Origin of the sequence: Nocardioides sp. Iso805N (assembly GCF_000364605.1) — a bacterium.
Taxonomy (GTDB): domain Bacteria; phylum Actinomycetota; class Actinomycetes; order Propionibacteriales; family Nocardioidaceae; genus Nocardioides.
In genome coordinates, this window is the sequence record NZ_KB822582.1 from 87,314 (window position 1) to 107,332 (window position 20,019).

Sequence of the window (20,019 nt, forward strand, 5' to 3'; positions counted from 1 at the left end):
ATCACGGAGGTGGCAGGCAGATGGTTCAGATCCGGGCCGCGAACACGATCACGACGATACGACTGCTGCTCGCCTGCGTCGTGGCCCTCTTGGTCGTGCTCTCGTTCTCAGGCCCCGCTCGGGTCGGCCTGCTCGTGACGCTGGCCGCGATCGCGCTCGTGCTGGACGGGGTCGACGGCTACGTCGCCCGCAGGACCGGGACCTGCACCCGGTTCGGGGCGCGCTACGACATGGAGGTCGACGCGTTCCTCGTGCTGGTGCTCAGCACGTACGTCGCCGCGCACGTCGCGTGGTGGGTCCTCCTGATCGGGCTGGCGCGCTACCTCCTGCTGGTCGCCGGGTGGTGCTGGCCGTGGCTGCGCGGTGAGACACCGCCGCGCTACTGGGCCAAGGTCACCGCCGCCGTCCAGGGGATCGTGCTGACGGTCGTCGCCGCGGACCTGCTGCCCCGCGCCGTGGAGCTGACCGCGCTGGTCGTCGCGCTGGCGCTCCTGGTCGAGTCGTTCGCCCACCAGGTGCGACAGCTGTGGGGTACCCGCCCGGCGCAGGCGCACGGCAGGCCGGCGCTGGCGGTGACCGTCGCAGCGTACGTCGTGGTCTGGCTGGCGCTGGTCGCGCCCGACCGGCTGGACCAGGTCTCGCTCGGCGCGGTGCTCCGGGTGCCGGTGGAGCTGCTGGTGCTGGTGGCGGTGGCGCTCGTCACGCCCCGTGCCGCGCGCCGACCGGTGAGCGCCCTCGTGGGCGTCCTGCTCACCCTGCTCCTCGTCCTGCGCGCACTGGACCTCGGCTTCTCGGTCGTGCTCGACCGCCCCTTCGACCTCCTCAACGACTCCTACTACCTCGGCCCCGCCATCGGGGTCGTGCGCGACTCGGGCGGGCTGCTCGGGGCGGCCGGCGTGGTGGCAGCGGTCGTGCTGCTGGTAGTCGTCCTGCTGGCCGTGCTCACCGGGGCGAGTGCGCGGGTGATGTCCTCGGCCGCGCGACACCGTCGGTTCGGCGTCTCCGCCGTGGCCGGGATCGCCGCGGTCGGCGTCCTCACCGCCGCCGCGGGATCAGGTCTGGCCTCCACCCGCACCACCGACCTGGCGCTCGGCCAGGTGCGGGCGGTCCGCTCCGACCTCGCCGACCGAACGCACTTCGCCCACGAGCTGGCGGCCCCCGACGTGGTCCCGTCGGGTCTCCTCACCGGCCTGCGAGGCAAGGACGTGCTGCTCGTCTTCGTGGAGAGCTATGGCCGCGTCGCCGTGCAGGGCACGTCCTACTCCCCCGGCATCGACGCCGTCCTCGAGCGCGGCACGGCGCAGCTGCAGGCCTCCGGGTACGGCGCCCGCAGCGCGTTCCTGACCTCGCCGACGTTCGGCGCGGCCAGCTGGCTGGCGCACTCGACCCTGGAGTCGGGGCTGTGGGTCGACAGCCAGCAGCGCTACAACCAGCTCGTCACAGCGCGGCGCACCACCCTGACCTCGGCGTTCGAGCAGTCCGGCTGGCGCACGGTCTTCGACGTACCGGCGATCACCAAGAACTGGGCCGACGGTCGCCGGTTCTACGGCTTCGACAAGCTCTACGACGCCGACAACGTCGACTACCGCGGTCCGCGGTTCGGCTACGCGACCATGCCCGACCAGTTCACCCTGGCGGCGCTGCAGCGCAACGAGCTCACCGGCGCGCACCAGCCGGTGATGGCGGAGGTCGACCTGGTCTCCAGCCACCACCCGTGGACTCCGCTGCCGCACCTGGTCGGCTGGCCGAGCGTGGGCGACGGATCGGTCTTCGACCACGTGCCCACCGACGGCGGTTCAGCGGCGTCGGTCCTCGCCGACCCGACCAAGGTGCGGGCGGCCTACGGGGAGTCGGTCGAGTACACCTGGCAGGCGCTGGTCTCCTGGCTGGGGCAGGTGTCGGACCCCAACCTCGTGCTGGTGGTGCTCGGCGATCATCAGCCGCACAGCTACGTGAGTGGCACCGACCCCGGCCACGACGTCCCGATCAGCATCATCGCCCGCGACCCCGCGGTCCTCAGCGCGATCGACGGCTGGCACTGGCAGGACGGGCTGCTGCCCGCACCCGACGCATCCGTGTGGCGGATGGACACGTTCCGCAACCGCTTCCTCGCTGCCTTCAGCGGCGAGGCCACCGAAAGGAGACACCCATGATGATCCGAGTCCTCGCGGCCCTCGCCGTACTGGTCTCCGCCTATGTGCACCTGCACCTGTGGATCGACGGCGTGCGACACCAGCACGTCGTCGGACCGGCCTTCATGATCAACGTCGTGGCCGGCGTCGTGATCGCGATCCTGCTGCTCGCCTGGCGCGACTGGGAGCCGCTGTTCCTGGCGCTGGGCTTCGGCGTCTCGACCATGGCCGCCTTCGTCATCTCCGCGACGGTCGGCCTCTTCGGCGTCAACGAGCACTGGCAGGGCGCCTACGTCTGGTCCGCCTTCATCGCCGAGGCGGTCGCCGTGCTTGCGGGCGCGATCGGGCTGTGGCGCGAGGGCTACCTGCCAGCCGCACGCCGTCCGGTGTCGAAGGCGCGACCGCGACCGGCGGGCTGAGGGGTGGGGTGGCGCCGGTTCGGGTACCACCGTGGCATGGCCCTGCACGGGAGACCGCTCGCGCGTTGCCTCATGAGAACGACGCAGCCGAAGAGCGGCCGGTGAGGTGGCCACACCGGCTGGCGCGAGTCTGACGGTCGGCGCTCTGGGCGTCGTCTTCGGCGACATCGGCACCAGCCCGCTCTACGCCATGCGGGCGGTGCTCGGTGAGGGCAAGCAGCTCGACCAGGCCACCGTCTACGGCCTGACCTCGACGGTGATCTGGAGCCTGCTCCTCGTCGTCACCGCGCTCTACGTCGGCCTGTTGCTGCGCACCGACAACGAAGGCGAGGGCGGCCTGCTCGCGCTGCTGGCGCTTCTGCGTCGGACGGCGACGTCTCACCGGACCGTCACCGTCACCGTGTTCCTGGGCATGATCGGCGCGGCGATGTTCCTGGGCGACAGCGTCATCACGCCGGCGATCAGCGTGCTGTCGGCCGCCGAGGGCCTGAAGGTCGCCGACCCCGGGTTGGCGCCCCTCGTGGTCCCGGTCGCGCTGGTCATCCTCGCGGGCGTCTTCGTCCTCCAGCACATCGGCACCGGCGCGATCGGACGCCTCTACGGACCGGTGATGGTCCTCTGGTTCGTCGTCCTCGCACTGGCCGGGATCGGGTCCCTGGTCCACGACCCGCCCGTGCTCGCCGCGATCTCGCCGAGCTATGCCGTCGCCTACTTCTTCGAGGAGCCGGCCACCGCCTTCATCGCCCTGGGCTCGGTGATCCTCGCCGTCACCGGGGCCGAGGCGCTCTATGCCGACCTCGGTCACTTCGGGCGCTCACCGATCCGCCGGGCATGGCTCTTCCTCGTGCTGCCGGCCTTGATCCTCGCCTACCTCGGCGAAGCCGGCGAGGTGATGCGTCATCCCGCGGCGGCCATGGATCCCTTCTACGCCGTCGTTCCCTCCTTGGGGACGATCCCGGTGCTGATCATCGCGACCGCCGCCACGATCATCGCCTCGGAAGCGGTCATCGCCGGAGGCTTCACCGTGGTGCACCAGGGTGGCGGTCTCGGCATCCTGCCGTCGCTGCGGACCCGGCACACCTCCTCGGCCCACGCGGGGCAGATCTACATCCCGGCAGCGAACTGGGCCCTCGGCGTGGCGGTGCTCGCGGTCGTCATCGGCTTCCGCAGCTCGGAGCGACTCGCAGCGGCGTACGGCCTCGCGGTGAGCGTGACCCTGTTGGTCACCGTGACGCTGTATGTCGTGCTGCAACACGCCAGACGGAACTGGCGGAAGACGTCTGCCGGAGCCGCAGCCTGGGTGCTGATGCTGACCTTCTTCGTCGCGGCCCTGCCGAAGGTGGTCTCCGGAGGCTGGCTGCCACTGCTCATCGGCTCGGTGATGTTCGTCGTGATGTGGACGTGGTGGACCGGGCAGCGCCGCGTCGCGACCACCCGGCGCGAGGAGGAGCTCCCGCTCGAGGACCTGGTTGCGCGTCTCGTCGAGATCGGTCCCGAGCGGGTCCCGGGCGACGGTGTGTTCCTGACCTACGATCGCGCGGTCGCGCCGTTCGCCCTGCGGACCGCGCTCGACCTCGGGCGGGTGCTGCCCGAACGCACCGTGCTGCTGAGCTGGCACGTCGAGGACACCCCTACCTCGCGGGCGCACGAGCACGCGATCCGCGTCGAGGAGGCGGGCGAGGGCATCGTGTCCCTCGACGTGACGCTCGGCTATCGCGACCGCCTCAACGTCGTCGACGTCCTGCGCAACGCCTGTCGCGACGACGAACGACTCGATGGTTTGGACCCGGACAGCGCCTACTTCTTCCTCTCCGAGCCGAAGCCGCGCGTCACCCGCGACAGCCCGATGCCGGTCTGGCAGCAACGGCTCTACCTACTGCTGAGCCGCCTGGTCACCGATCGTGTCGACCAGCTCGCGGTGCCGCGCGACCGGGCGGTCACGCTCGGGCGCGAGCTCCGGCTCTGAGCGGATCCGAGTGGCCCCCACCCGCGAGACACCGGCCGGGCTCGGCCCGACAGCTCAGCTGTCGCGCCAGGCGATGAGCTGCTCGAGCGGCTTGAGGTCGTAGTCAGGACCGCCGACGCCGTACGTGATCAGCGAGGCGCCCGCCTCGCGCAGCGCCTTGGCGCCGTCCACATCCGTCGCGGCGACCGAGACCTCGATCTCGGAGACGTCGCGGCCGATCGTCTCGCAGTGTCCCGCCAGCACGCCGAGCTTGTGCTTGAGCGTGTCGACGTCGGCGAAGGAGTGCCAGATGTCGGCGTGCTGGGCGACCAGCTTCAGCGTCTTCTTCTCGCCGCCGCCGCCGATGAGCACCGGGATGTGACGCGTGGGAGCCGGGTTGAGCTTGGCGAAGCGCGACTCGATCCGCGGCAGCGCCTCGGCCAGCGCGTCCAGACGGCCACCGGCGGTGCCGAAGTCGTAGCCGAACTCGTCGTAGTCCTTCTCGAACCAGCCCGAGCCGATGCCGAGGATCAGCCGGCCGTCGCTGATGTGGTCGACGGTGCGGGCCATGTCGGCCAGCAGCTCGGGGTTGCGATAGCTGTTGCAGGTCACCAGCACGCCGAGCTCGGCGCGGCTGGTCTGCTCGGCCCAGGCGGCGAGCGTGGTCCAAGCCTCGAAGTGCTTGCCCTCGGGCTCGCCGTAGAGCGGGTAGAAGTGGTCCCAGTTGAAGATGACGTCCGCGCCGAGCTCCTCGGCCTGGCGGACGGCATCACGGATCTGCTTGTAGTCGGCGTGCTGCGGCTGCAGCTGGACGCCGATCCGGAGAGGGCGGGTCATGGGGTCCAACCTACGGCCGCGGTCGAAACCGTGCCCGGGCCAGCGCGTGAACTCCAGCCGGCGATGTCACATTCCTCGGTGCTCGACCGTCGAGCCATCGAGAGACCTACCGGCACAATGGCCACCAGGCCCACCACGAGGAGCACCCATGTCTTACGCAGTCGACTTCCAGGACGTCTCGACGATCGGCCTCGAGACCTCCCCCGTCGCCGATGCCCTGGCCGGCCTGCGGGCCAACGAGGCGAGGTACTTCAAGAACAAGTACGACCACACCTACACGACCATCCCTGCCGAGGAGGCTCCCGAGCTGCTGGCGTGGGTGGAACGCATCCTCAAGGAGGAGCGCGACCTCGAGATCTCGTCCCGCGCGCTGGAGGTCGCCGACATCGAGGTCGACGGCATCAAGTGGCCGGAGGTGATCTACGAGTCCGGCCTGATCATCAACGTGCTCTACACGCTCGCAGACTCGGGCAAGCGCGCGGTCGGGTTCAAGCTGTCCGAGGGCATGGAGGTGCCCGAGGAGCTCGCCGCCGCCGGGTTCAAGTTCGCCCGGCAGAAGTCGAAGCTGGCCGGCACGATCCGCGGCTCGTTCTTCGTGATCAAGGGGACCTACTAGGCCCCACGGCCCGCGGTCGCGCGCCGGCTCACGGATGCCGGCGCGCGCCCTTCATCACCCGGTCGACCGCGTTGCCCGGTCCGTGCACGGCCACCCCGACCAGGTCCAGGTCTGGTCCCCCTACGGCGCGGACAGCGGCCCGGTTGTCCTCGTCGTTGCCGGTGCTGAACAGGTCGCTGGTGAAGACGCTGGCCGCGAGCTCGCGGCGTACGGCACGCTCACGCACCTCCCCCAGCGTCTCCTTCCCGCCCTCGAAGACGAACACGGGCTGCCCGAGCGTGGCGAGGTACGGCGTGCCGTCGGCGTCCTCGTAGGCCGCGCCGACCAGCTGCGGGAAGGCGTGCGTGATCGCGCTGACGAGGTACGCCGCAGCGTTCACCCCCTGCCACGGCGCGAGGTCCTCGCGCAGGATCACGGCGATCTTGGTGTCGAACGAATAGCTGCCCATGCACCGATCGTCGCGGTTGCCGACCGAGCGGTCTTGTACGTTCTTGACATGGGCTCAGCGGCGACGATCCGGGCCTGGCGGCCCGAGGTCGCCGGGGTCGCTGAGGTGCTGCACGCGCACTTCCCCAGCCACGCCTACCCGCCGCACACCCACGGCACCTGGACGCTGCTGGTCGTGGACAGCGGCACCATCGGGTTCGAGCTCGACCGGCACGACCACGGCGCGATGCCCTCGCTGGTGACCCTGCTGCCGCCCCACGTGCCGCACGACGGCCACAACGCGACCAGCGCCGGGTTCCGCAAGCGGGTGATCTACCTCGAGGAGGACGTGCTCGGGCACGACCGCATCGGCGCCGCCGTGGACCAGCCGGGTTGGCGCGACCGCGAGCTGCTCTCGGCGGTGCGCGGCCTGGATGACGCACTCGACCGCTCGCACGACCGGTTCGAGGCCGAGGCGCGGCTCGCGCTGGTCACGGACGCGCTGCACGACCGGCTGGACCGGGTCACGACCCCTGTCAGCACCGACCGGCCGCTGGCCGCCAGGCTGCGCCGCATCCTCGACGACCGGCTGCAGCAGGAGGTCGTCCTCGCCGACCTGGCGGCCGAGCTCGGCGCGCACCCCAGCCACCTGGTCAGGGCCTTCGGCCTCGAGTACGGCATCGCACCCTACCGCTACCTCACCGGCCGTCGGCTCGACCGGGCGCGCCGGCTGCTGCTCTCCGGGGTGGCACCCGTCGAGGTCGCCCCCGCTGTCGGGTTCTACGACCAGGCGCACCTCACCCGCCACTTCCGCAGACTCCTCGGGACAACACCGGCCGCCTACGCGCGATCGGCGCGCTGAGACCTCCGGCGTACGGCGCGATCGGCCACCCGCTGCTCAGGCGTCGCCGGCCGGCACCGCGGCCACGTGTGTCTCCGGCGGCGGGCCCTCGGGGTCGAGGTGCGGCAGCCAGCGGTCCAGCCAGGCAGGCATCCACCAGTTCAGCCGGTCGAGCAGGTACATGCTCGCCGGGACCAGCAGCAGCCGGATGACGGTGGCGTCGACGATCACGCTGACGCCGAGCCCGAGGGCGATCATCTTGACCACCACGCTGGGATTCGCCACGAAGGAGAAGAAGACGCTGGCCATGATCAGCGCCGCACAGGTGATCACCCGGGCGGTGGCCGAGAGGCCCTCCACGATGCTGGCGTGGTTGTCGTGGTGGCGCAACCAGCCCTCGCGGATCCGGGAGAGCAGGAAGACCTCGTAGTCCATGGACAGGCCGAAGACGATGGCGAACATCATCATCGGCACGTACGACTCGATCGGGACCTTCTCGCCGACGCCCAGCAGGGAGGACCCCCAGCCCCACTGGTAGACCGCGACGAGCACCCCGTAGGCGGCACCGATCGAGACGAGGTTGAGCACCGCCGCCTTGAGGGCGAGCACCGGGCTGCGGAAGGTCGCCAGCAACAGCAGGAACGCGAGCACGATCACCACGATCACGATCAGCGGCAGTCGATCCGCGATCTTGTTGCGGAAGTCGAGCTGCGAGGCGACCGGCCCGGTCACCAGACCCCGAGCCTGCGACCCGGCCAGCGCCTTCGGCAGCGTCTGCGCGCGCAGGGTGTCGAGCAGGGTCAGCGTGGCCGCATCCTGCGGCCCGGTCTTCGGTACGACGCTGAGGATCAGCAACGAGCCGTCCGACGACGGCTGCGCGGGCGAGACGCTCGCGACGTCGTCCGAGGCCGCGATCGCGGTGGCGACCTGCTGGCCGAGCTGGGTCGCCGCGTCGGCCGTGGCGCCCTTCGGCACGTCCACGACGACGGTGAGCGGCCCGTTGGCGCCGATGCCGAAGCCCTTCTCGATCAGGTCGTAGGCGCGTCGCGAGGTCCAGCCGGAGGGGTCCGCGCCGGCATCGACGTGACCGAGCCGCATGGAGAAGAACGGGATGATGAGGATCGCGAGCACGGCCAGGCCGCTGATCAGGAACCGCCAGGGGTGGGCGCCGACGCGCTCGGCGTACCGGTGCCAGCCGCTCTCGCCACTGCCCGCGCTCCGCTCGGCGACGGGCGTCCGGACGTGCAGCCGGTCGATCCGCCGGCCTGCGGCGCCGAGCAGCGCCGGTACCAGCGTGACGGCCGCGACAGCGCCGACACCGACCGTGGTCGCCGCGGCCAGCCCCAGCTTGCCGATGAAGGCCAGCCCGGACGCGTAGAGGCCGAACATCGCCAGCATCACCGTCACCGCGGCCGTGACCACCGCGCGGCCGCTGGTCGCGACCGTGTGCGCCGCCGCCTCGACCGGGTCGTGGCCGTCCATCAGCATCTGGCGATGTCGGGTGGTGAGGAAGAGCGCGTAGTCGATGCCCACGCCCAGCCCCATCATCAGGGCGAGCGTCGGCGAGACCGAGGCGAAGGTCGTCGCCGCGGCCAGGAGCGAGAGGATGCCGAGGCCGGTGACCACTCCGGTGACAGCGCTCAGGATGGGCAGACCGGCGGCGTACACCGAGCCGAACCCGACGAGCAGGATCACGATCGCCGCCAGGATGCCGACCACCTCGGCGATCTCGGAGGCGTCCGGCTTGGCGGCCTGACCCAGCGGCCCGCCGTAGTCGACCTGTACGCCGGCCGCTCGCGCGGGTGCGACCGCAGCATCGATCCGGTCGACCGTCGGCTTGCCGAGCTTGAGCGGGTTCTGGTCGAAGTGGACCGTCGCGTAGGCGGTGGTGCCGTCCTTCGACGTGGTGGCCGCGGCCAACGGATCACTCACCGACACCACGTGCGGGACCTTGCCGATCGCCGTGGTCGCCGACTCGATCACGCTCCGCTGGTCGGCGACCGACCCGGAGGAGACCGAGAAGACGACCTGGCCCGTGTTCGCCCCGACCGCCGGGTCGTGGGCGGCGATCAGGTCGGCGCCCGCCTGCGATTGCGTACCGGGGAGGTTGAAGTCGTCGAGGTAGCTGCCGCCGAAGGCCGCGCGCCCCACCATCACCAGCACGGCAACGAGCAGCCATGCGCCGATCACCCACCAGGCGCGGCGGGCACACACCCGACCGAGCCGGTAGAGCCGGCCGCTCTCCAGCACTCCGTGCTCGGCGTCCGTCTCCGACGGCGACGTCATGGCGATCAACCTACCGACGTCTGAGCGCGCGACGCCTCACCGGATTGAGGGATGCGTCAAGACGGGCCGGTAGTGATCACCAGCTCAGGCCCCGGCTAGCTGGCGCTTTTGGTGTAGCGCTGGCGGGCAGCCTCCCCAGTGGTGCCGATCGCCTCGCCGAGGGTGCGCCAGGAGACTTTGGCCTCGCGGGCCTGCGTGATGGCAGTCGCAAGCTCGCGCTCGGCTTGGGCGCGACGGAACGCCGCCAGTTTGACCGCCATCAGCGGCGGGAGCGGGGCGTCGAAGTCGTCGGCGCTGGGCTCGTAGTTCTCGAACTTGTCGGCCAGTGCATCCGCGTTCGCGATGAGGTCTTCAAGGGAGCGTCGCATGTATGTCACCTCAGATACGTGGCTCGTGCTGGGCGGAGTGCGTGGGCAATGGCGAGTTCGCCGCCCCACCAGATCACCAGGCCAACCTCGACGAGTCGCCCCGTACGGTCGGGCCCGATGAACATCACCATGTCGTCGTCCTGTCGGACGTGGTGAATCTGGAACCGCAGCGCGTGAATCATGTCCTCTTCTGGTACGCCGTGGCGATGGGCAGAGTCGAGAATGATCGGCTCTACGTCCACGAGCCAAGGTACTTGTCAGACAGCTGCGTCGCAAGGTTACTTGCGACCGCGGGACCATTGCGAGTGGTCTGCTGACTGAACCGTTGACCTATCGAGTCATCGGCGCAGCGCCGAGCGCGTATCGAGGAGCGGCGCCCGGGCGTGCGAGCCACTTTCCTCGGCACGGCGCCGTTCCTCTGCGAGGATGTCGGTGTGCTCGACGAGACCGCCCCCCACTCGATCGGTGATCGACTCGAGCGCGCGATCGAGCGGCACGCCGACACCGAAGGCGAGATCGAGCGCGGTGAGCAGGAGAAGCCCCGGTCGCTGCGGCGGAACCTGATCTGGCTGGCCATCACCCTCGTCTCGCTCTACCTGGTGCTTCCCAGCCTGGTCGAGACATTCTCCTCGTGGCGCCAGATCACCCGGTTCTCGCTGACCTCGCTCGCGGCCATGTTCCTCCTGCAGGTCGGCGTCTGCGCGTGCCTGTGGGACCTGCAGCGAGTGGCGTTGCGCGGGGTCGCGTGGCGCCCGGTGATCGCTGCACAGCTCGCCTCCAACGCGCTGTCCAACATCGCTCCCGGCGGCGGACCGGTCGGAGCGGCGCTGCAGTACCGCATGTTCGTGGCCGCCGGCCTGGAGCGGCGACCGGTGGTGAGCGCGCTGACGGCGGTGAACCTGCTGGTCTTCGGCACCGTGCTCGGGCTGCCGCTGCTGGCCATCCCGGCGGTACTGAGCGGCCCGGTGAACCACAACCTGCTGACCGCCGCCGGGGCCGCGGTGGTCGCCTTCCTGGTGCTGGTGGCGATCGCCACCCTGCTGATCAAGACCGACCGTCCGTTGCTGTGGGTCGGGGCCGTGGTGCAGGCCGTCCGCAACCGGATACGTCGTCACTCCGATCCCATCACCCACCTCCCCCAGAGCCTGCTGGTCTCGCGAGGCCACATCGCCGAAGTCCTCGAGGGCCGCTGGCGTCGCGCCATCGCCGCGGCGGTCGGTCGCTGGCTGCTGGACTTCATGACGCTCGAGGTCGCCCTAGCCGGCATCGGGTCCCACCCGCACCCGAGTCTGGTGCTGATGGCCTTCGCCGGCGCCAAGGCCCTTGCGAACATCCCCGTCACGCCAGGTGGCCTCGGTTTCGTCGAGGCGGGTCTGACGGCGCTGCTGGTGCTCGCCGGCGTCAGTCCCGGCGACGCGGTCATCGCGACCTTCGCCTACCGGCTCTTCAGCTACTGGCTGCCCCTGCCGTTCGGGCTGGTGGGCATGGCCATGGCACCCAAGGCCGTCGCCCCACCGAGCGCGACGACCACCTAGCCAGCCGGACAGGCCGACGACAACTCCGGAGAATCGCTCAGCCCACGCCCCGGGCTTGCCGATAGGCCGATGTGCACGAGTTCGTCGCGCAGGACCACGAGACCCTCAAGGACATCGCCGCGTGGGCCGCCGCGAGGCTGTCCGATCCTGCGGGTGCGCTCCCACCGGGCCACCACCCGGATCGGCGGCCGACCGCGCTTCCCGCGATCGCCGGCGACGGGGTGGGCATGGAGGCGGCCTGGGCCTGGGTACGAGACGCCGTGCTGCCCACCGCCTTCCCGACCGACCATCCTCGCTACCTCGCTTTCGTCGGCGGCGCGCCCACCCCCGCCGCGGTGCTCACCGACGCAGCCCTGTCGGCTGCGTCGATCTACGGCGGCAGCGAGCTCGAGGCCGGCGCGGTCGTCGCGGCCGAACGAGCGGCGCTCCGCTGGCTGGGCGGCGTCCTCGGGTATCCCTCGACCGCACACGGCGCCTTCGTCAGCGGCGGCTCGATGGCGAACCTCAGCGCCCTGGTCGCGGCTCGGCACGGCCGCAGCACGGCCTCGGGCAGGCCTCCGGCGATCGTGGTGATGGCGGCCTCGGCGCACGCCTCGGTGCGAGCAGCCGCGGCCATCATGGGATGCGACGTGGTGACGGCCGGTACGCCGGACGGCGCCCTGGGTGCCGGTGACCTGAATCGGGTCCTCGACGCCCACGATCCGGCGGAGGTCGTCGCCGTGGTCGCCAGCGCCGGTGCGACCAACACCGGTGCCGTGGATGCGCTGGGCGAGATCGCCGAGGTCTGTGCCGACCGGCGGATCTGGCTGCACGTGGACGCCGCGTACGGCGGCGCCGCGATGCTGGCGCCCGCCCTCCGCTCCGCGTTCGCGGGCATCGAGCTCGCCGACTCGATCACGATCGACCCGCACAAGTGGCTGTTCACGCCGTACGAGTGCGCGGCGGTCCTCTACCGCGAACCCGCGCGTGCCCGCGCGGCCCACCGCCAGCAGGCCGACTACCTTGAGGCCGCCCACGACGGCGACGCCGACAACCCGGCCGACTACGCCGTGCACCTGACCCGACGCGCCCGCGGGCTGCCGCTGTGGGCCTCGCTCCTCGCCAACGGCACCGACGCCTACGTCGACGCCGTCGAGCGGTGCCTGGACACCGCGTCGTACGCCGCCAAGCAGATCGAAGCCAACCCCGTGTTGGAGCTCGCGACCGAGCCGCAGCTGTCCGTGGTGCTCTTCCGGCGTACGGGATGGCAGGGCGACGAGTATGCGCGATGGTCGCAGGCGGCGCGTTACGGTGGCCTCGGGCTGGTCACACCGACCGTGTTCGCGGGCGAGACGGTGCTCCGGCTCTGTTTCGTCAACCCACGTACGACGGGCTCGGACGTCGACCTGCTGCTGGCGAGTCTGACGGGCGAAGTCCGCTGAACCGCCAGCTGAGGGCTCTGCGCCGAGCCACACCATCGACCGACCTGTCCACCGCAGTGCCGACGACCGAAGTGCCGAGACCCACGGCCCGGGTAAGGGGACACATGGAGCGCCGCGCCAAGGAGCCCGAGGGCTCCTCGCCCAGCGCTCACTCCGCGTCCGCCACCCTCACCCGCCCGCGGCGACGCACCGAGGCGGTCCACCGCACGATCGCGCGGCTCTCGTGGGCCGTGCTGGTCGGCGGGCTGGTGACCAACCAGATCGCAGAGCGAGCGTCGTACCAGACCGCACAGGCGATCCTGCTGACCAGCCTGACCGTGTTCTTCCCGCTCCTGGTGCTCCGGCTGGTGCTGGCGGCGCGGCTCTACCCGACCCGTCGCATCCCGCTGGTGATGCTGGCGGCCACGGTGACGATCTGGTCGCTCGGGTCGCTGGTGGTCAACGCCGCGAGCCTCGAGGAGCAGCAGCAGTTCCCCTCGCCCGGCGAGTGGCTGTTCCTGACCTCCTACCTCGGCCTGGTCGGCTACCTGATCCTCGACGTGGATCGCAGACAGAGTCGTCTCACCCGCAGCTGGCTCGACGTCGCGGTGATCTGCGGGGCGACGTCCTGTCTGGCGTCACTGCTCCTGGTCACACCGATCCGACTCGCCTCGGGAGAGAACGGCCTGGCGCTCCTGCTGGCCCTGATGTATCCGCTGGCCGATCTGGCGCTGGCGCTGGTGGTGCTCGGCCAGTCGCTGTTGCAGACCCGCAGTGACCAGCGCAAGTCCCTCATGCTGGGCGCGGCCTTCGTGCTGCTCGCCTGCGCCGACTCCGGCTTCGCCCTGCAGGTCTCGGCTCCCACCTACGACTTCGGCAACACCAGCAACGCCCTGTGGGGCGGCGCCTGGCTCCTGCTGGTCGCGGCCGCGTGCCGTCCCGAGCAACGGGTGATGCGAGCCATCCCCAAGGTGGCGGGGACGCGCCTGCTGGTCACCGCCGGCGCGATCGCGCTCGCCGTGCTGACGATCCGGCCCGACGACACGCTCGCGTTCTACACCGTGCCGCCGGCCGTGTTGACCTTGAGCGCCGTCGGCGCTCGGATGGTGCTGGCGCTTCGCGACGCCAACCGAGCCACGGAGGCCTTCGCGCTCTCGCAGACCGACGACCTCACCAAGCTTCCCAACCGGCGGGCCGTCCGTGCCCACCTCAACAAGTGCCTGGCCGACCGGCGGCCGCTGACCCTGATGCTGCTGGACCTCGACGGCTTCAAGGAGATCAACGACGCGCTCGGCCACCATGCGGGCGACGTCGTGCTGACCTTCGTGGCGGTCCGCATGCAGGAGGCCGTCGCCGGCGACGGCCTGGTGGCGCGGCTCGGTGGCGACGAGTTCGCGCTCCTGCTCGAGACCGTCGACGAGATAGCACTCGTGGAGACCGCCCACCGCGTGCTGCGCGAGCTCGCCGAGCCGATCATGGTCGACGGCATCGAGATCTCCCCGGCCGGGTCGATCGGCATCACCGTCGTCAAGGACAGCGACACCGACAGCGGTGAAGTGCTGCGCCGGGCCGACGTCGCGATGTACCAGGCGAAGAGCTCCCGGTCCGGAGCAGCGCTCTACGACGCCCACCTCGACGAGTTCTCCCGGTCACGGCTGGAGCTGACCGAGGACCTGCGCCGAGGCATCGCCGACGAGCAGATCGAGGTCTGGTACCAGCCGCAGGTCGACACCACCACCATGCAGGTCCACTCGCTGGAGGCACTCGTGCGGTGGCGCCACCCGACCCAGGGGCTGCTCAGCCCGATCGCCTTCCTCCCGGCCGCCCGGCGCGTGGGGCTGATGGGCCTGTTGTCGGACGCGATCGCCTGGCAGGCGGTCCGCGACCTGCACCGTTGGCTCGCCGCGGGCCTGGACCTGCGACTGGCGATCAACTGCGCTCCCCCGGAGCTGCTCAGCCAGACCTTCCTGCCGCGCCTCTACCATGCGCTGCAGGAGTGGGACGTGCCTGCCGACCGCCTCGTGCTGGAGGTCACCGAGGACTCGTTCCTCGCCGATCCGCAACGGGCCCGGGACATCCTGCTCGAGGTGCGCGACCACGGGATGCAGGTCTCGATCGACGACTACGGCACCGGCTTCTCCTCGCTGACCTACCTGCGCAACCTGCCGGTGCAGGAGCTGAAGGTCGACAGGTCCCTCGTCCACGACGTCTCCACGGACGACCGCAGCAGGATGATCGTCGCCTCGACCATCCAGCTCGCGCACGCGCTGGACATGCGCATCGTCGCCGAGGGCGTCGAGAACGCCACCGACCTGGCCACCCTCGTCACCATGGGCGTCGACAGCCTGCAGGGCTACCACATCGCGCGGCCGATGCCCGCCTCCGAAGTCGAGCGCTGGGTCAGCCTCTGGGCCACCAACGGCTCCGGCGCCGGTCCAGGTGCCGGTCCGGGTGCCGGTGCCGGTCCCGACCTGGTCGACGCCTCGGCCGCGCCCGAGCGGGCCGAGGAACACACCACTCGGGTGCACAGCGGGCGACAGTCGGCCGAACTCGCCACGAACCCCGATCGGGATGCATTACCGTGACGTGGCCACCCAGGACAGGGAGATCAGGATGACCGGGACACCTTTGCGCCTCCTCCTCGACCCCGTCGGGTCCGACCTGGAGGCGGCCCTCGCCTGCGAGGCCGAGGTGTTCCTCAGCACCTACGGCAACACGGCCGAGGAGTTCGAGCTCGAGTACGGCCCCTACGCCGCTCAGACCGGCTTCATGACGGTGCTCGACGAGACGGGCTGGGCGCTGGCCACGGCCAGGTTCATCGCACCCGGGCCGGCCGGCCTGAAGACGCTCAACGACACGGCGCGAGCCCCCTGGGGCGTCGACGGCGTCCGGTCGGCCCGCGCCGCCGGCATCGATCCCGACCGCACCTGGGACGTCGCCACCATCGCCGTACGCCGGGCTCCTGGTCGCACGACGCTGTGCTCCGCCGCGCTCTACCACGGCATCGTCACCGCCGCACTGGCCAACGGCATCGAGTCCATCGTGATGATCATGGACGCTCGACCGCGCCGGCTGCTCTCCTCCTCGGGCCTGCACCCGAACGTGCTGCCCGGCACCGGCGAGGGCGAGTATCTCGGCTCCCCCAACAGCATCCCGCTGTGGGCGAACCTGCACCGCATGTTCGACCAGCAGCGGCGCAACAACCCCGAGGCCTACCGGCTCATCTACCAGGCGATCGGACTGGATGGCATCACGCTCCCCACCGACTGGACCTGGAGCGCTGACATGGCAGCCGTGGCCGCCGATGTGCCGGTGCCGCGGCGAGGGGCGACCGCCTCGACGCCGAGCTGACACGGAGCCTCAGAGGCCGGCGAGCTGCTTGAGGTCGTGCAGGATCTCGTCCAGGCGGCCGAGGAGCGAGAGGTGTCCCTCGTCCTCGAAGAGGTGCGGCTGAGCGCCCGGGACCTTCGCGGCCAGCCACGCTCCGTGGGCGTAGGGCACCATCGCGTCCTGGCGTCCCTGCCACACCGCGACCGGCACCGTGATGTCAGCCAGGTCGAAGCCCCAGGGTGCGACCGCGGCGAGCCCGTCGTCGCGCACCCCGATCGCGCCCTGGGCGCCCGCATGGTTGAAGGTGCGGCTCATCCAGTCGGCGAACTCGTCGGTGACCATCGCCTTGTCCACCGGCGTGACCAGCCCGCCCATCGCATCGGCGATCTGGTCGGGGGTGGCGGCCAGCATCGGCAGGATCTGCTCCTCCACGAGCGCGCCGTAGGCCTCGGCGCCCTGCTCGGCGGTGTGGTACTCCTCCAGGTTCTCCTCCGCCATCCCCTCGAACCAGTCCAGACCCGCAGCACCGTACGGCGCGACGCCCGCCAGGGTCGCCGCCGCACGGCACCGGCCCGGCACCAGCGCGGCGCAGGCGAGTGCACGCGGACCGCCGCCCGACCACCCGACGGTGACGAAGTCGCCGATGCCCAGGTGATCGAGGACGACCAGGCTCTCGGCCACGTCGTCGGCGTACCGGCCCGGCGCAGGGCGCGGCGTGGACCGGCCGTAGCCAGGGCGCGAGAACGTCACGTACCGCAGGCCCGCGGCGCCGGCCACCGCGTCGATCGCCGCACTGGCGGCGACCGCCGACGGCGAGCCCATGTGGAAGAGCAGGGGGAAGCCGTCGGGGTCACCACCGGTGAGCACCTCGATGGTGCGTCCGTCTGGGCCCGGGATCTCGTCGATGTGACTCACGCCGACAAGGACATCACGGGCGGGCGCGGTCCGCACGCGCGGGTGCTCACGGGTTGAAGACGACCTTGATCATCCCGTCCTTCTTCGCGCGGAAGTCGGCATACGCTCGCGGCGCCTCGTCCAGCGACAGATGGTGGGTGGCGAACGACTCCACGCCGAGCACGTCCTCGTCCTGGTCCAGCAGCTGCACGATGTCGTCGCTCCAGCGGCGCACGTTGGCCTGGCCCATCCGCAGCTGCACCTGCTTGTCGAACAGCTGCATCATCGGGAGGGGATCGAGCGCACCGCCGTACACGCCGGAGATCGACACGGTCCCGCCGCGGCGTACAGCGTCGAAGGCCGCCGTAAGCGCGGCGAGCCGATCGACCCCGGCCTTCTTCATGAACGGCTGCGCGATCGCGTCGGGCAGCATGCCGACCACCTTCTGGGTCATCTCGACGAACGGCGAGCCGTGCGCCTCCATCCCCACCGCGTCGATCACCGCGTCGGCGCCCCGGCCGTGGGTGAGGGCGCGGACCTCGTCGGCGAAGTCCTTGCCGGCCTCGTCGATGTTGATCACCTCCGCGCCGCGGCTCGCCACGCGGGAGAGCCGCTCGGGCACCCGGTCGGCCACGATCACCTGGACGCCGCGGTGCAGCGCGATCCGGGCGGCCATGTCGCCGATCGGACCGGCCCCCATCACCAGCAGGGTCTGCTCGGGGCTGGAGACTCCGGCGTACTCGACCCCCTGCCAGGCGGTGGGAAGCACATCGGAGAGGAAGACGAAGCGGTCGTCGGAGGGGCCCTCGGGCACCTTGATGGCGCCGTAGTCGGCGTACGGAACGGCGAGGTACTCCGCCTGCCCGCCCGGCACCTGACCGTAGAGCTTGCTGTAGCCGAGCAGGCTCGCGCCGGTGCCCTGGTCGCGGTTCTGGGTCGTCTCGCACTGGCTCTGCAGGTCACGTTCGCACATCCAGCACTCGCCGCAGCTGACGTTGAACGGGATCACCACCCGGTCGCCGCGCCGGAGGTTGGTCACCTCGGATCCGACCTCCTCCACGATCCCCATCGGCTCGTGGCCGACGATGTCCCCCGGCGTCATGAACGGCGACAGCGGCTCATAGAGATGCAGGTCCGAGCCGCACAGCCCGGTGGTGGTGACGCGGATGATCGCGTCGGTCGGTTGGTTGATGACGGGGTCCGGAACATGATCGACGCTGATCTGCTTCGGGCCTTGCCAGGTCACTGCTCGCATCGCGTGCTCCTCGGTGTGGACGTCTGCTCGCGCCTACCGGTACCCGACGTCGGACCGCTATCACCTGGAGATCTGCTGCAGCGCCCAGGAGTTGCCGTCGGGATCACTGAAGTAGGCGTAGCGCACGCCACCGCCCATGTCGTGGATCTCCGAGACTCCGACCCCGTTGGCGAGGAGCTGCTGACGTGCTGCGTCGAGGTCGTCCACCACCAGGTGCAGGCCCGCCACGGGCGCCGCGTCGTGACCGCCGATGCCGACACCCACCACGACCGAGCAGGCCGAGCCCGGGGGCGTCAGCTGGACGACCCGCATCCCGTTGCCCGGCTCGACGTCGTGGTCGAGGTGGAAGCCGACCCGCTCGACGTAGAACGCCTTGCTGCGGTCGACGTCGGTCGAGCGCAGCGGCACCAGCTCGAGTCGCATGTCCATGGGCTCTCCTCCTGCTTCGGCGGCCTTCGGCCGCGGGGCTACCGTCTGAGTGTGACGGCGTGATCCGGAGAGAGCGAGGAAGCATGACGAAGGTCCTGATCCTGGGCGGGCACGGCAAGGTCGCACTCCTGCTGGCGCCCCTGCTCGTCGAGCGCGGCGACGAGGTCACGAGCGTGTTCCGCAACCCGGCACAGGAGGCGGAGGTCGCAGCGACCGGCGCGCGCCCGGTGCGCGCCGACATCGAGAAGCTGGACGTGACCGGACTGACCGACCTGCTCCGCGGGCAGGACGCGGTGGTCTGGTCGGCGGGCGCGGGCGGCGGCGACCCCTCCCGGACGTACGCCGTCGACAGGGACGCGGCGATCCGCAGCATGGACGCCGCTGTGGCCGCTGGCGTGCCGCGATACGTGATGGTGTCCTACCTCGGCTCGCGGCCCGACCACGGCGTACCGCCGGACAACCGGTTCTTCGCCTATGCCGAGGCGAAGGCCGCGGCCGACGAGTACCTGCGCGCAACCTCGCTCGCCGCCACCGTGCTCGGCCCCGGTCGGCTGACTCTGGACGAGCCGACCGGCCGGATCGACATCGTCACCCCCGACGACCAGGGCGACTCCGCGACCACGCGGTCCGACGTCGCCGCCGTGGTCGCGGCGACCCTGCTCGAGGACAGCACGGTGGGCCGCACCATCGGCTTCCGCAACGGTGCGACGCCGATCGCGGAGGCGCTGCGCGGCTCAGCCGAGTGGTCTTGACCCCTGGGGTCAGGGCCGAGCGCCCGCCTCACACCACCAACCCGTTCAGGACGTTGGTCAGGTCCTCCTCGGTGTCGCTGCCGATCTTCTCGAAGACCACCTTGACCAAGGGCGTCGCCAGCTTGGCGGCGCCCTTCATCTCGATGACAGCCTCATAGGTGACCTCGCTGCCGCTGCCATGCGGCACCACCGTGATGGTGTCGGTCGACGTCGCCGAGTCGTTGCGCCCCTCGAACACGATCCGGTCCCCCGCCAGCTCGACCAGCTCATAGACCAGCTCCGTGGACATCCCCGCGATCTTCGACTCGTTGCGCCACCGACTGCCCACCCGGATCGGACCCTCATCGAGGCGGGTGCAGCGCTGGGTGCCCGGATCCCACTGCTCGGCGTTGCCGAAGTCCTGGAGGTAGCCGATGACGACGGACGGCGGCGGGCTGACGGTGAAGGTACGGCTCACGGTGGTCATCCTGCCCAGTGACCTCACGAGGCGCAGTTCAGTCCAGCCGAGGCCGCCGAGCGACGGCGTGCCAGCAGACCATGGATTCCCGGCTCGC

General features: G+C 70.8%; 19 protein-coding genes. 10 read left to right on the forward strand and 9 right to left on the reverse strand.

The genetic code is table 11. The features are described 5' to 3' along the window. Nucleotides 1-20: 20 nt before the first annotated feature. The 3 genes from H036_RS23275 to H036_RS23285 all read left to right on the forward strand — a co-directional run bounded on the left by H036_RS23275 (nucleotide 21) and on the right by H036_RS23285 (nucleotide 4,517). Entirely contained in the window at nucleotides 21-2,153 is a 2,133-nt protein-coding gene (locus H036_RS23275; protein WP_081615589.1) for a CDP-alcohol phosphatidyltransferase family protein, read from the forward strand. After that, nucleotides 2,150-2,551 (forward strand): hypothetical protein, encoded by a 402-nt coding sequence (locus H036_RS23280; protein WP_017935922.1) that lies wholly within the window; start codon nucleotides 2,150-2,152, stop codon nucleotides 2,549-2,551. The genes H036_RS23275 and H036_RS23280 overlap by 4 nt, the downstream gene beginning before the upstream one ends. Nucleotides 2,552-2,657: 106 nt before the next feature. Then, a complete protein-coding gene (locus tag H036_RS23285; RefSeq protein WP_017935923.1) occupies nucleotides 2,658-4,517 on the forward strand; it encodes a KUP/HAK/KT family potassium transporter in 1,860 nt (619 codons plus the stop codon). Between the two features lie 54 nt (nucleotides 4,518-4,571). Here the strand turns inward: H036_RS23285 and H036_RS0116575 are convergent, their stop codons facing one another. After that, nucleotides 4,572-5,333, reverse strand: coding sequence for an LLM class F420-dependent oxidoreductase (locus H036_RS0116575; protein WP_017935924.1), 762 nt, complete (start codon nucleotides 5,331-5,333; stop codon nucleotides 4,572-4,574). Between the two features lie 148 nt (nucleotides 5,334-5,481). Between H036_RS0116575 and H036_RS0116580 the strand changes: the two genes are divergently transcribed. Next, nucleotides 5,482-5,949, forward strand: a complete 468-nt coding sequence (locus tag H036_RS0116580; RefSeq protein ID WP_017935925.1) for a hypothetical protein — start codon at nucleotides 5,482-5,484, stop codon at nucleotides 5,947-5,949. Between the two features lie 28 nt (nucleotides 5,950-5,977). Here the strand turns inward: H036_RS0116580 and H036_RS0116585 are convergent, their stop codons facing one another. Further along, nucleotides 5,978-6,397 (reverse strand): DUF2000 domain-containing protein, encoded by a 420-nt coding sequence (locus tag H036_RS0116585; protein WP_017935926.1) that lies wholly within the window; start codon nucleotides 6,395-6,397, stop codon nucleotides 5,978-5,980. Between the two features lie 48 nt (nucleotides 6,398-6,445). On the opposite strand from H036_RS0116585, the gene H036_RS0116590 reads away from it, so the two are divergent. Further along, nucleotides 6,446-7,237 carry an AraC family transcriptional regulator gene (locus H036_RS0116590; protein WP_017935927.1) on the forward strand — a complete coding sequence of 264 codons (792 nt, stop codon included), beginning with the start codon at nucleotides 6,446-6,448 and terminating at the stop codon, nucleotides 7,235-7,237. A 36-nt stretch (nucleotides 7,238-7,273) separates the two neighbouring features. On the opposite strand, the gene H036_RS0116595 is transcribed toward H036_RS0116590, so the two are convergent. The 3 genes from H036_RS0116595 to H036_RS0116605 form a co-directional block, all read right to left on the reverse strand. Then, the gene (locus tag H036_RS0116595) at nucleotides 7,274-9,502 is read right to left on the reverse strand and encodes an MMPL family transporter (RefSeq protein ID WP_017935928.1); all 2,229 of its coding nucleotides are present in this window, start codon (nucleotides 9,500-9,502) and stop codon (nucleotides 7,274-7,276) included. 95 nt (nucleotides 9,503-9,597) lie between these two features. Next, the gene (locus tag H036_RS0116600; RefSeq protein ID WP_017935929.1) at nucleotides 9,598-9,870 is read right to left on the reverse strand and encodes a hypothetical protein; all 273 of its coding nucleotides are present in this window, start codon (nucleotides 9,868-9,870) and stop codon (nucleotides 9,598-9,600) included. A 5-nt stretch (nucleotides 9,871-9,875) separates the two neighbouring features. Then, on the reverse strand, nucleotides 9,876-10,112 hold the full coding sequence (locus tag H036_RS0116605; RefSeq protein ID WP_017935930.1) for a hypothetical protein: 237 nt from the start codon (nucleotides 10,110-10,112) through the stop codon (nucleotides 9,876-9,878). A gap of 141 nt (nucleotides 10,113-10,253) precedes the next feature. On the opposite strand from H036_RS0116605, the gene H036_RS0116610 reads away from it, so the two are divergent. The 4 genes from H036_RS0116610 (at nucleotide 10,254) to H036_RS25175 (ending at nucleotide 16,156) form a co-directional block, all read left to right on the forward strand. After that, nucleotides 10,254-11,405 (forward strand): lysylphosphatidylglycerol synthase transmembrane domain-containing protein, encoded by a 1,152-nt coding sequence (locus tag H036_RS0116610; RefSeq protein WP_157417499.1) that lies wholly within the window; start codon nucleotides 10,254-10,256, stop codon nucleotides 11,403-11,405. A gap of 71 nt (nucleotides 11,406-11,476) precedes the next feature. Beyond that, nucleotides 11,477-12,826: a pyridoxal phosphate-dependent decarboxylase family protein gene (locus H036_RS23290; RefSeq protein WP_017935932.1), complete on the forward strand. Its 1,350-nt coding sequence runs from the start codon at nucleotides 11,477-11,479 to the stop codon at nucleotides 12,824-12,826. Nucleotides 12,827-12,930: 104 nt separating this feature from the next. Further along, nucleotides 12,931-15,390 (forward strand): putative bifunctional diguanylate cyclase/phosphodiesterase, encoded by a 2,460-nt coding sequence (locus tag H036_RS24545; RefSeq protein ID WP_017935933.1) that lies wholly within the window; start codon nucleotides 12,931-12,933, stop codon nucleotides 15,388-15,390. 28 nt (nucleotides 15,391-15,418) lie between these two features. Beyond that, complete coding sequence (locus tag H036_RS25175; RefSeq protein ID WP_157417501.1) at nucleotides 15,419-16,156, forward strand: hypothetical protein; 738 nt, start codon at nucleotides 15,419-15,421, stop codon at nucleotides 16,154-16,156. A gap of 9 nt (nucleotides 16,157-16,165) precedes the next feature. On the opposite strand, the gene H036_RS0116630 is transcribed toward H036_RS25175, so the two are convergent. From H036_RS0116630 to H036_RS0116640, 3 genes are read right to left on the reverse strand one after another with little or no spacing between them, the layout of a single operon-like run. Further along, the gene (locus H036_RS0116630) at nucleotides 16,166-17,050 is read right to left on the reverse strand and encodes an alpha/beta fold hydrolase (RefSeq protein ID WP_157417503.1); all 885 of its coding nucleotides are present in this window, start codon (nucleotides 17,048-17,050) and stop codon (nucleotides 16,166-16,168) included. Between the two features lie 46 nt (nucleotides 17,051-17,096). Then, nucleotides 17,097-18,284, reverse strand: a complete 1,188-nt coding sequence (locus H036_RS0116635) for an alcohol dehydrogenase catalytic domain-containing protein (RefSeq protein ID WP_017935936.1) — start codon at nucleotides 18,282-18,284, stop codon at nucleotides 17,097-17,099. 60 nt (nucleotides 18,285-18,344) lie between these two features. Further along, nucleotides 18,345-18,713 carry a VOC family protein gene (locus H036_RS0116640; protein ID WP_017935937.1) on the reverse strand — a complete coding sequence of 123 codons (369 nt, stop codon included), beginning with the start codon at nucleotides 18,711-18,713 and terminating at the stop codon, nucleotides 18,345-18,347. Between the two features lie 83 nt (nucleotides 18,714-18,796). Between H036_RS0116640 and H036_RS0116645 the strand changes: the two genes are divergently transcribed. After that, nucleotides 18,797-19,465 carry an NAD(P)H-binding protein gene (locus H036_RS0116645; RefSeq protein WP_017935938.1) on the forward strand — a complete coding sequence of 223 codons (669 nt, stop codon included), beginning with the start codon at nucleotides 18,797-18,799 and terminating at the stop codon, nucleotides 19,463-19,465. Between the two features lie 28 nt (nucleotides 19,466-19,493). Here the strand turns inward: H036_RS0116645 and H036_RS0116650 are convergent, their stop codons facing one another. Beyond that, nucleotides 19,494-19,922 carry an SRPBCC family protein gene (locus H036_RS0116650; protein ID WP_017935939.1) on the reverse strand — a complete coding sequence of 143 codons (429 nt, stop codon included), beginning with the start codon at nucleotides 19,920-19,922 and terminating at the stop codon, nucleotides 19,494-19,496. Between the last annotated feature and the right edge of the window lie 97 nt (nucleotides 19,923-20,019).

Coding starts and splice junctions, on each gene's coding strand:
- H036_RS0116645 (WP_017935938.1), top strand. CDS start 18,797: ATGACGAAGGTCCTGATCCTGGGCGGGCACGGCAAGGTCGCACTCCTG.
- H036_RS0116580 (WP_017935925.1), top strand. CDS start 5,482: ATGTCTTACGCAGTCGACTTCCAGGACGTCTCGACGATCGGCCTCGAG.
- H036_RS0116585 (WP_017935926.1), bottom strand. CDS start 6,397: ATGGGCAGCTATTCGTTCGACACCAAGATCGCCGTGATCCTGCGCGAG.
- H036_RS23280 (WP_017935922.1), top strand. CDS start 2,150: ATGATGATCCGAGTCCTCGCGGCCCTCGCCGTACTGGTCTCCGCCTAT.
- H036_RS0116640 (WP_017935937.1), bottom strand. CDS start 18,713: ATGGACATGCGACTCGAGCTGGTGCCGCTGCGCTCGACCGACGTCGAC.
- H036_RS0116575 (WP_017935924.1), bottom strand. CDS start 5,333: ATGACCCGCCCTCTCCGGATCGGCGTCCAGCTGCAGCCGCAGCACGCC.
- H036_RS25175 (WP_157417501.1), top strand. CDS start 15,419: ATGACCGGGACACCTTTGCGCCTCCTCCTCGACCCCGTCGGGTCCGAC.
- H036_RS0116635 (WP_017935936.1), bottom strand. CDS start 18,284: ATGCGAGCAGTGACCTGGCAAGGCCCGAAGCAGATCAGCGTCGATCAT.
- H036_RS24545 (WP_017935933.1), top strand. CDS start 12,931: ATGGAGCGCCGCGCCAAGGAGCCCGAGGGCTCCTCGCCCAGCGCTCAC.
- H036_RS0116590 (WP_017935927.1), top strand. CDS start 6,446: ATGGGCTCAGCGGCGACGATCCGGGCCTGGCGGCCCGAGGTCGCCGGG.
- H036_RS0116595 (WP_017935928.1), bottom strand. CDS start 9,502: ATGACGTCGCCGTCGGAGACGGACGCCGAGCACGGAGTGCTGGAGAGC.
- H036_RS23275 (WP_081615589.1), top strand. CDS start 21: ATGGTTCAGATCCGGGCCGCGAACACGATCACGACGATACGACTGCTG.
- H036_RS0116600 (WP_017935929.1), bottom strand. CDS start 9,870: ATGCGACGCTCCCTTGAAGACCTCATCGCGAACGCGGATGCACTGGCC.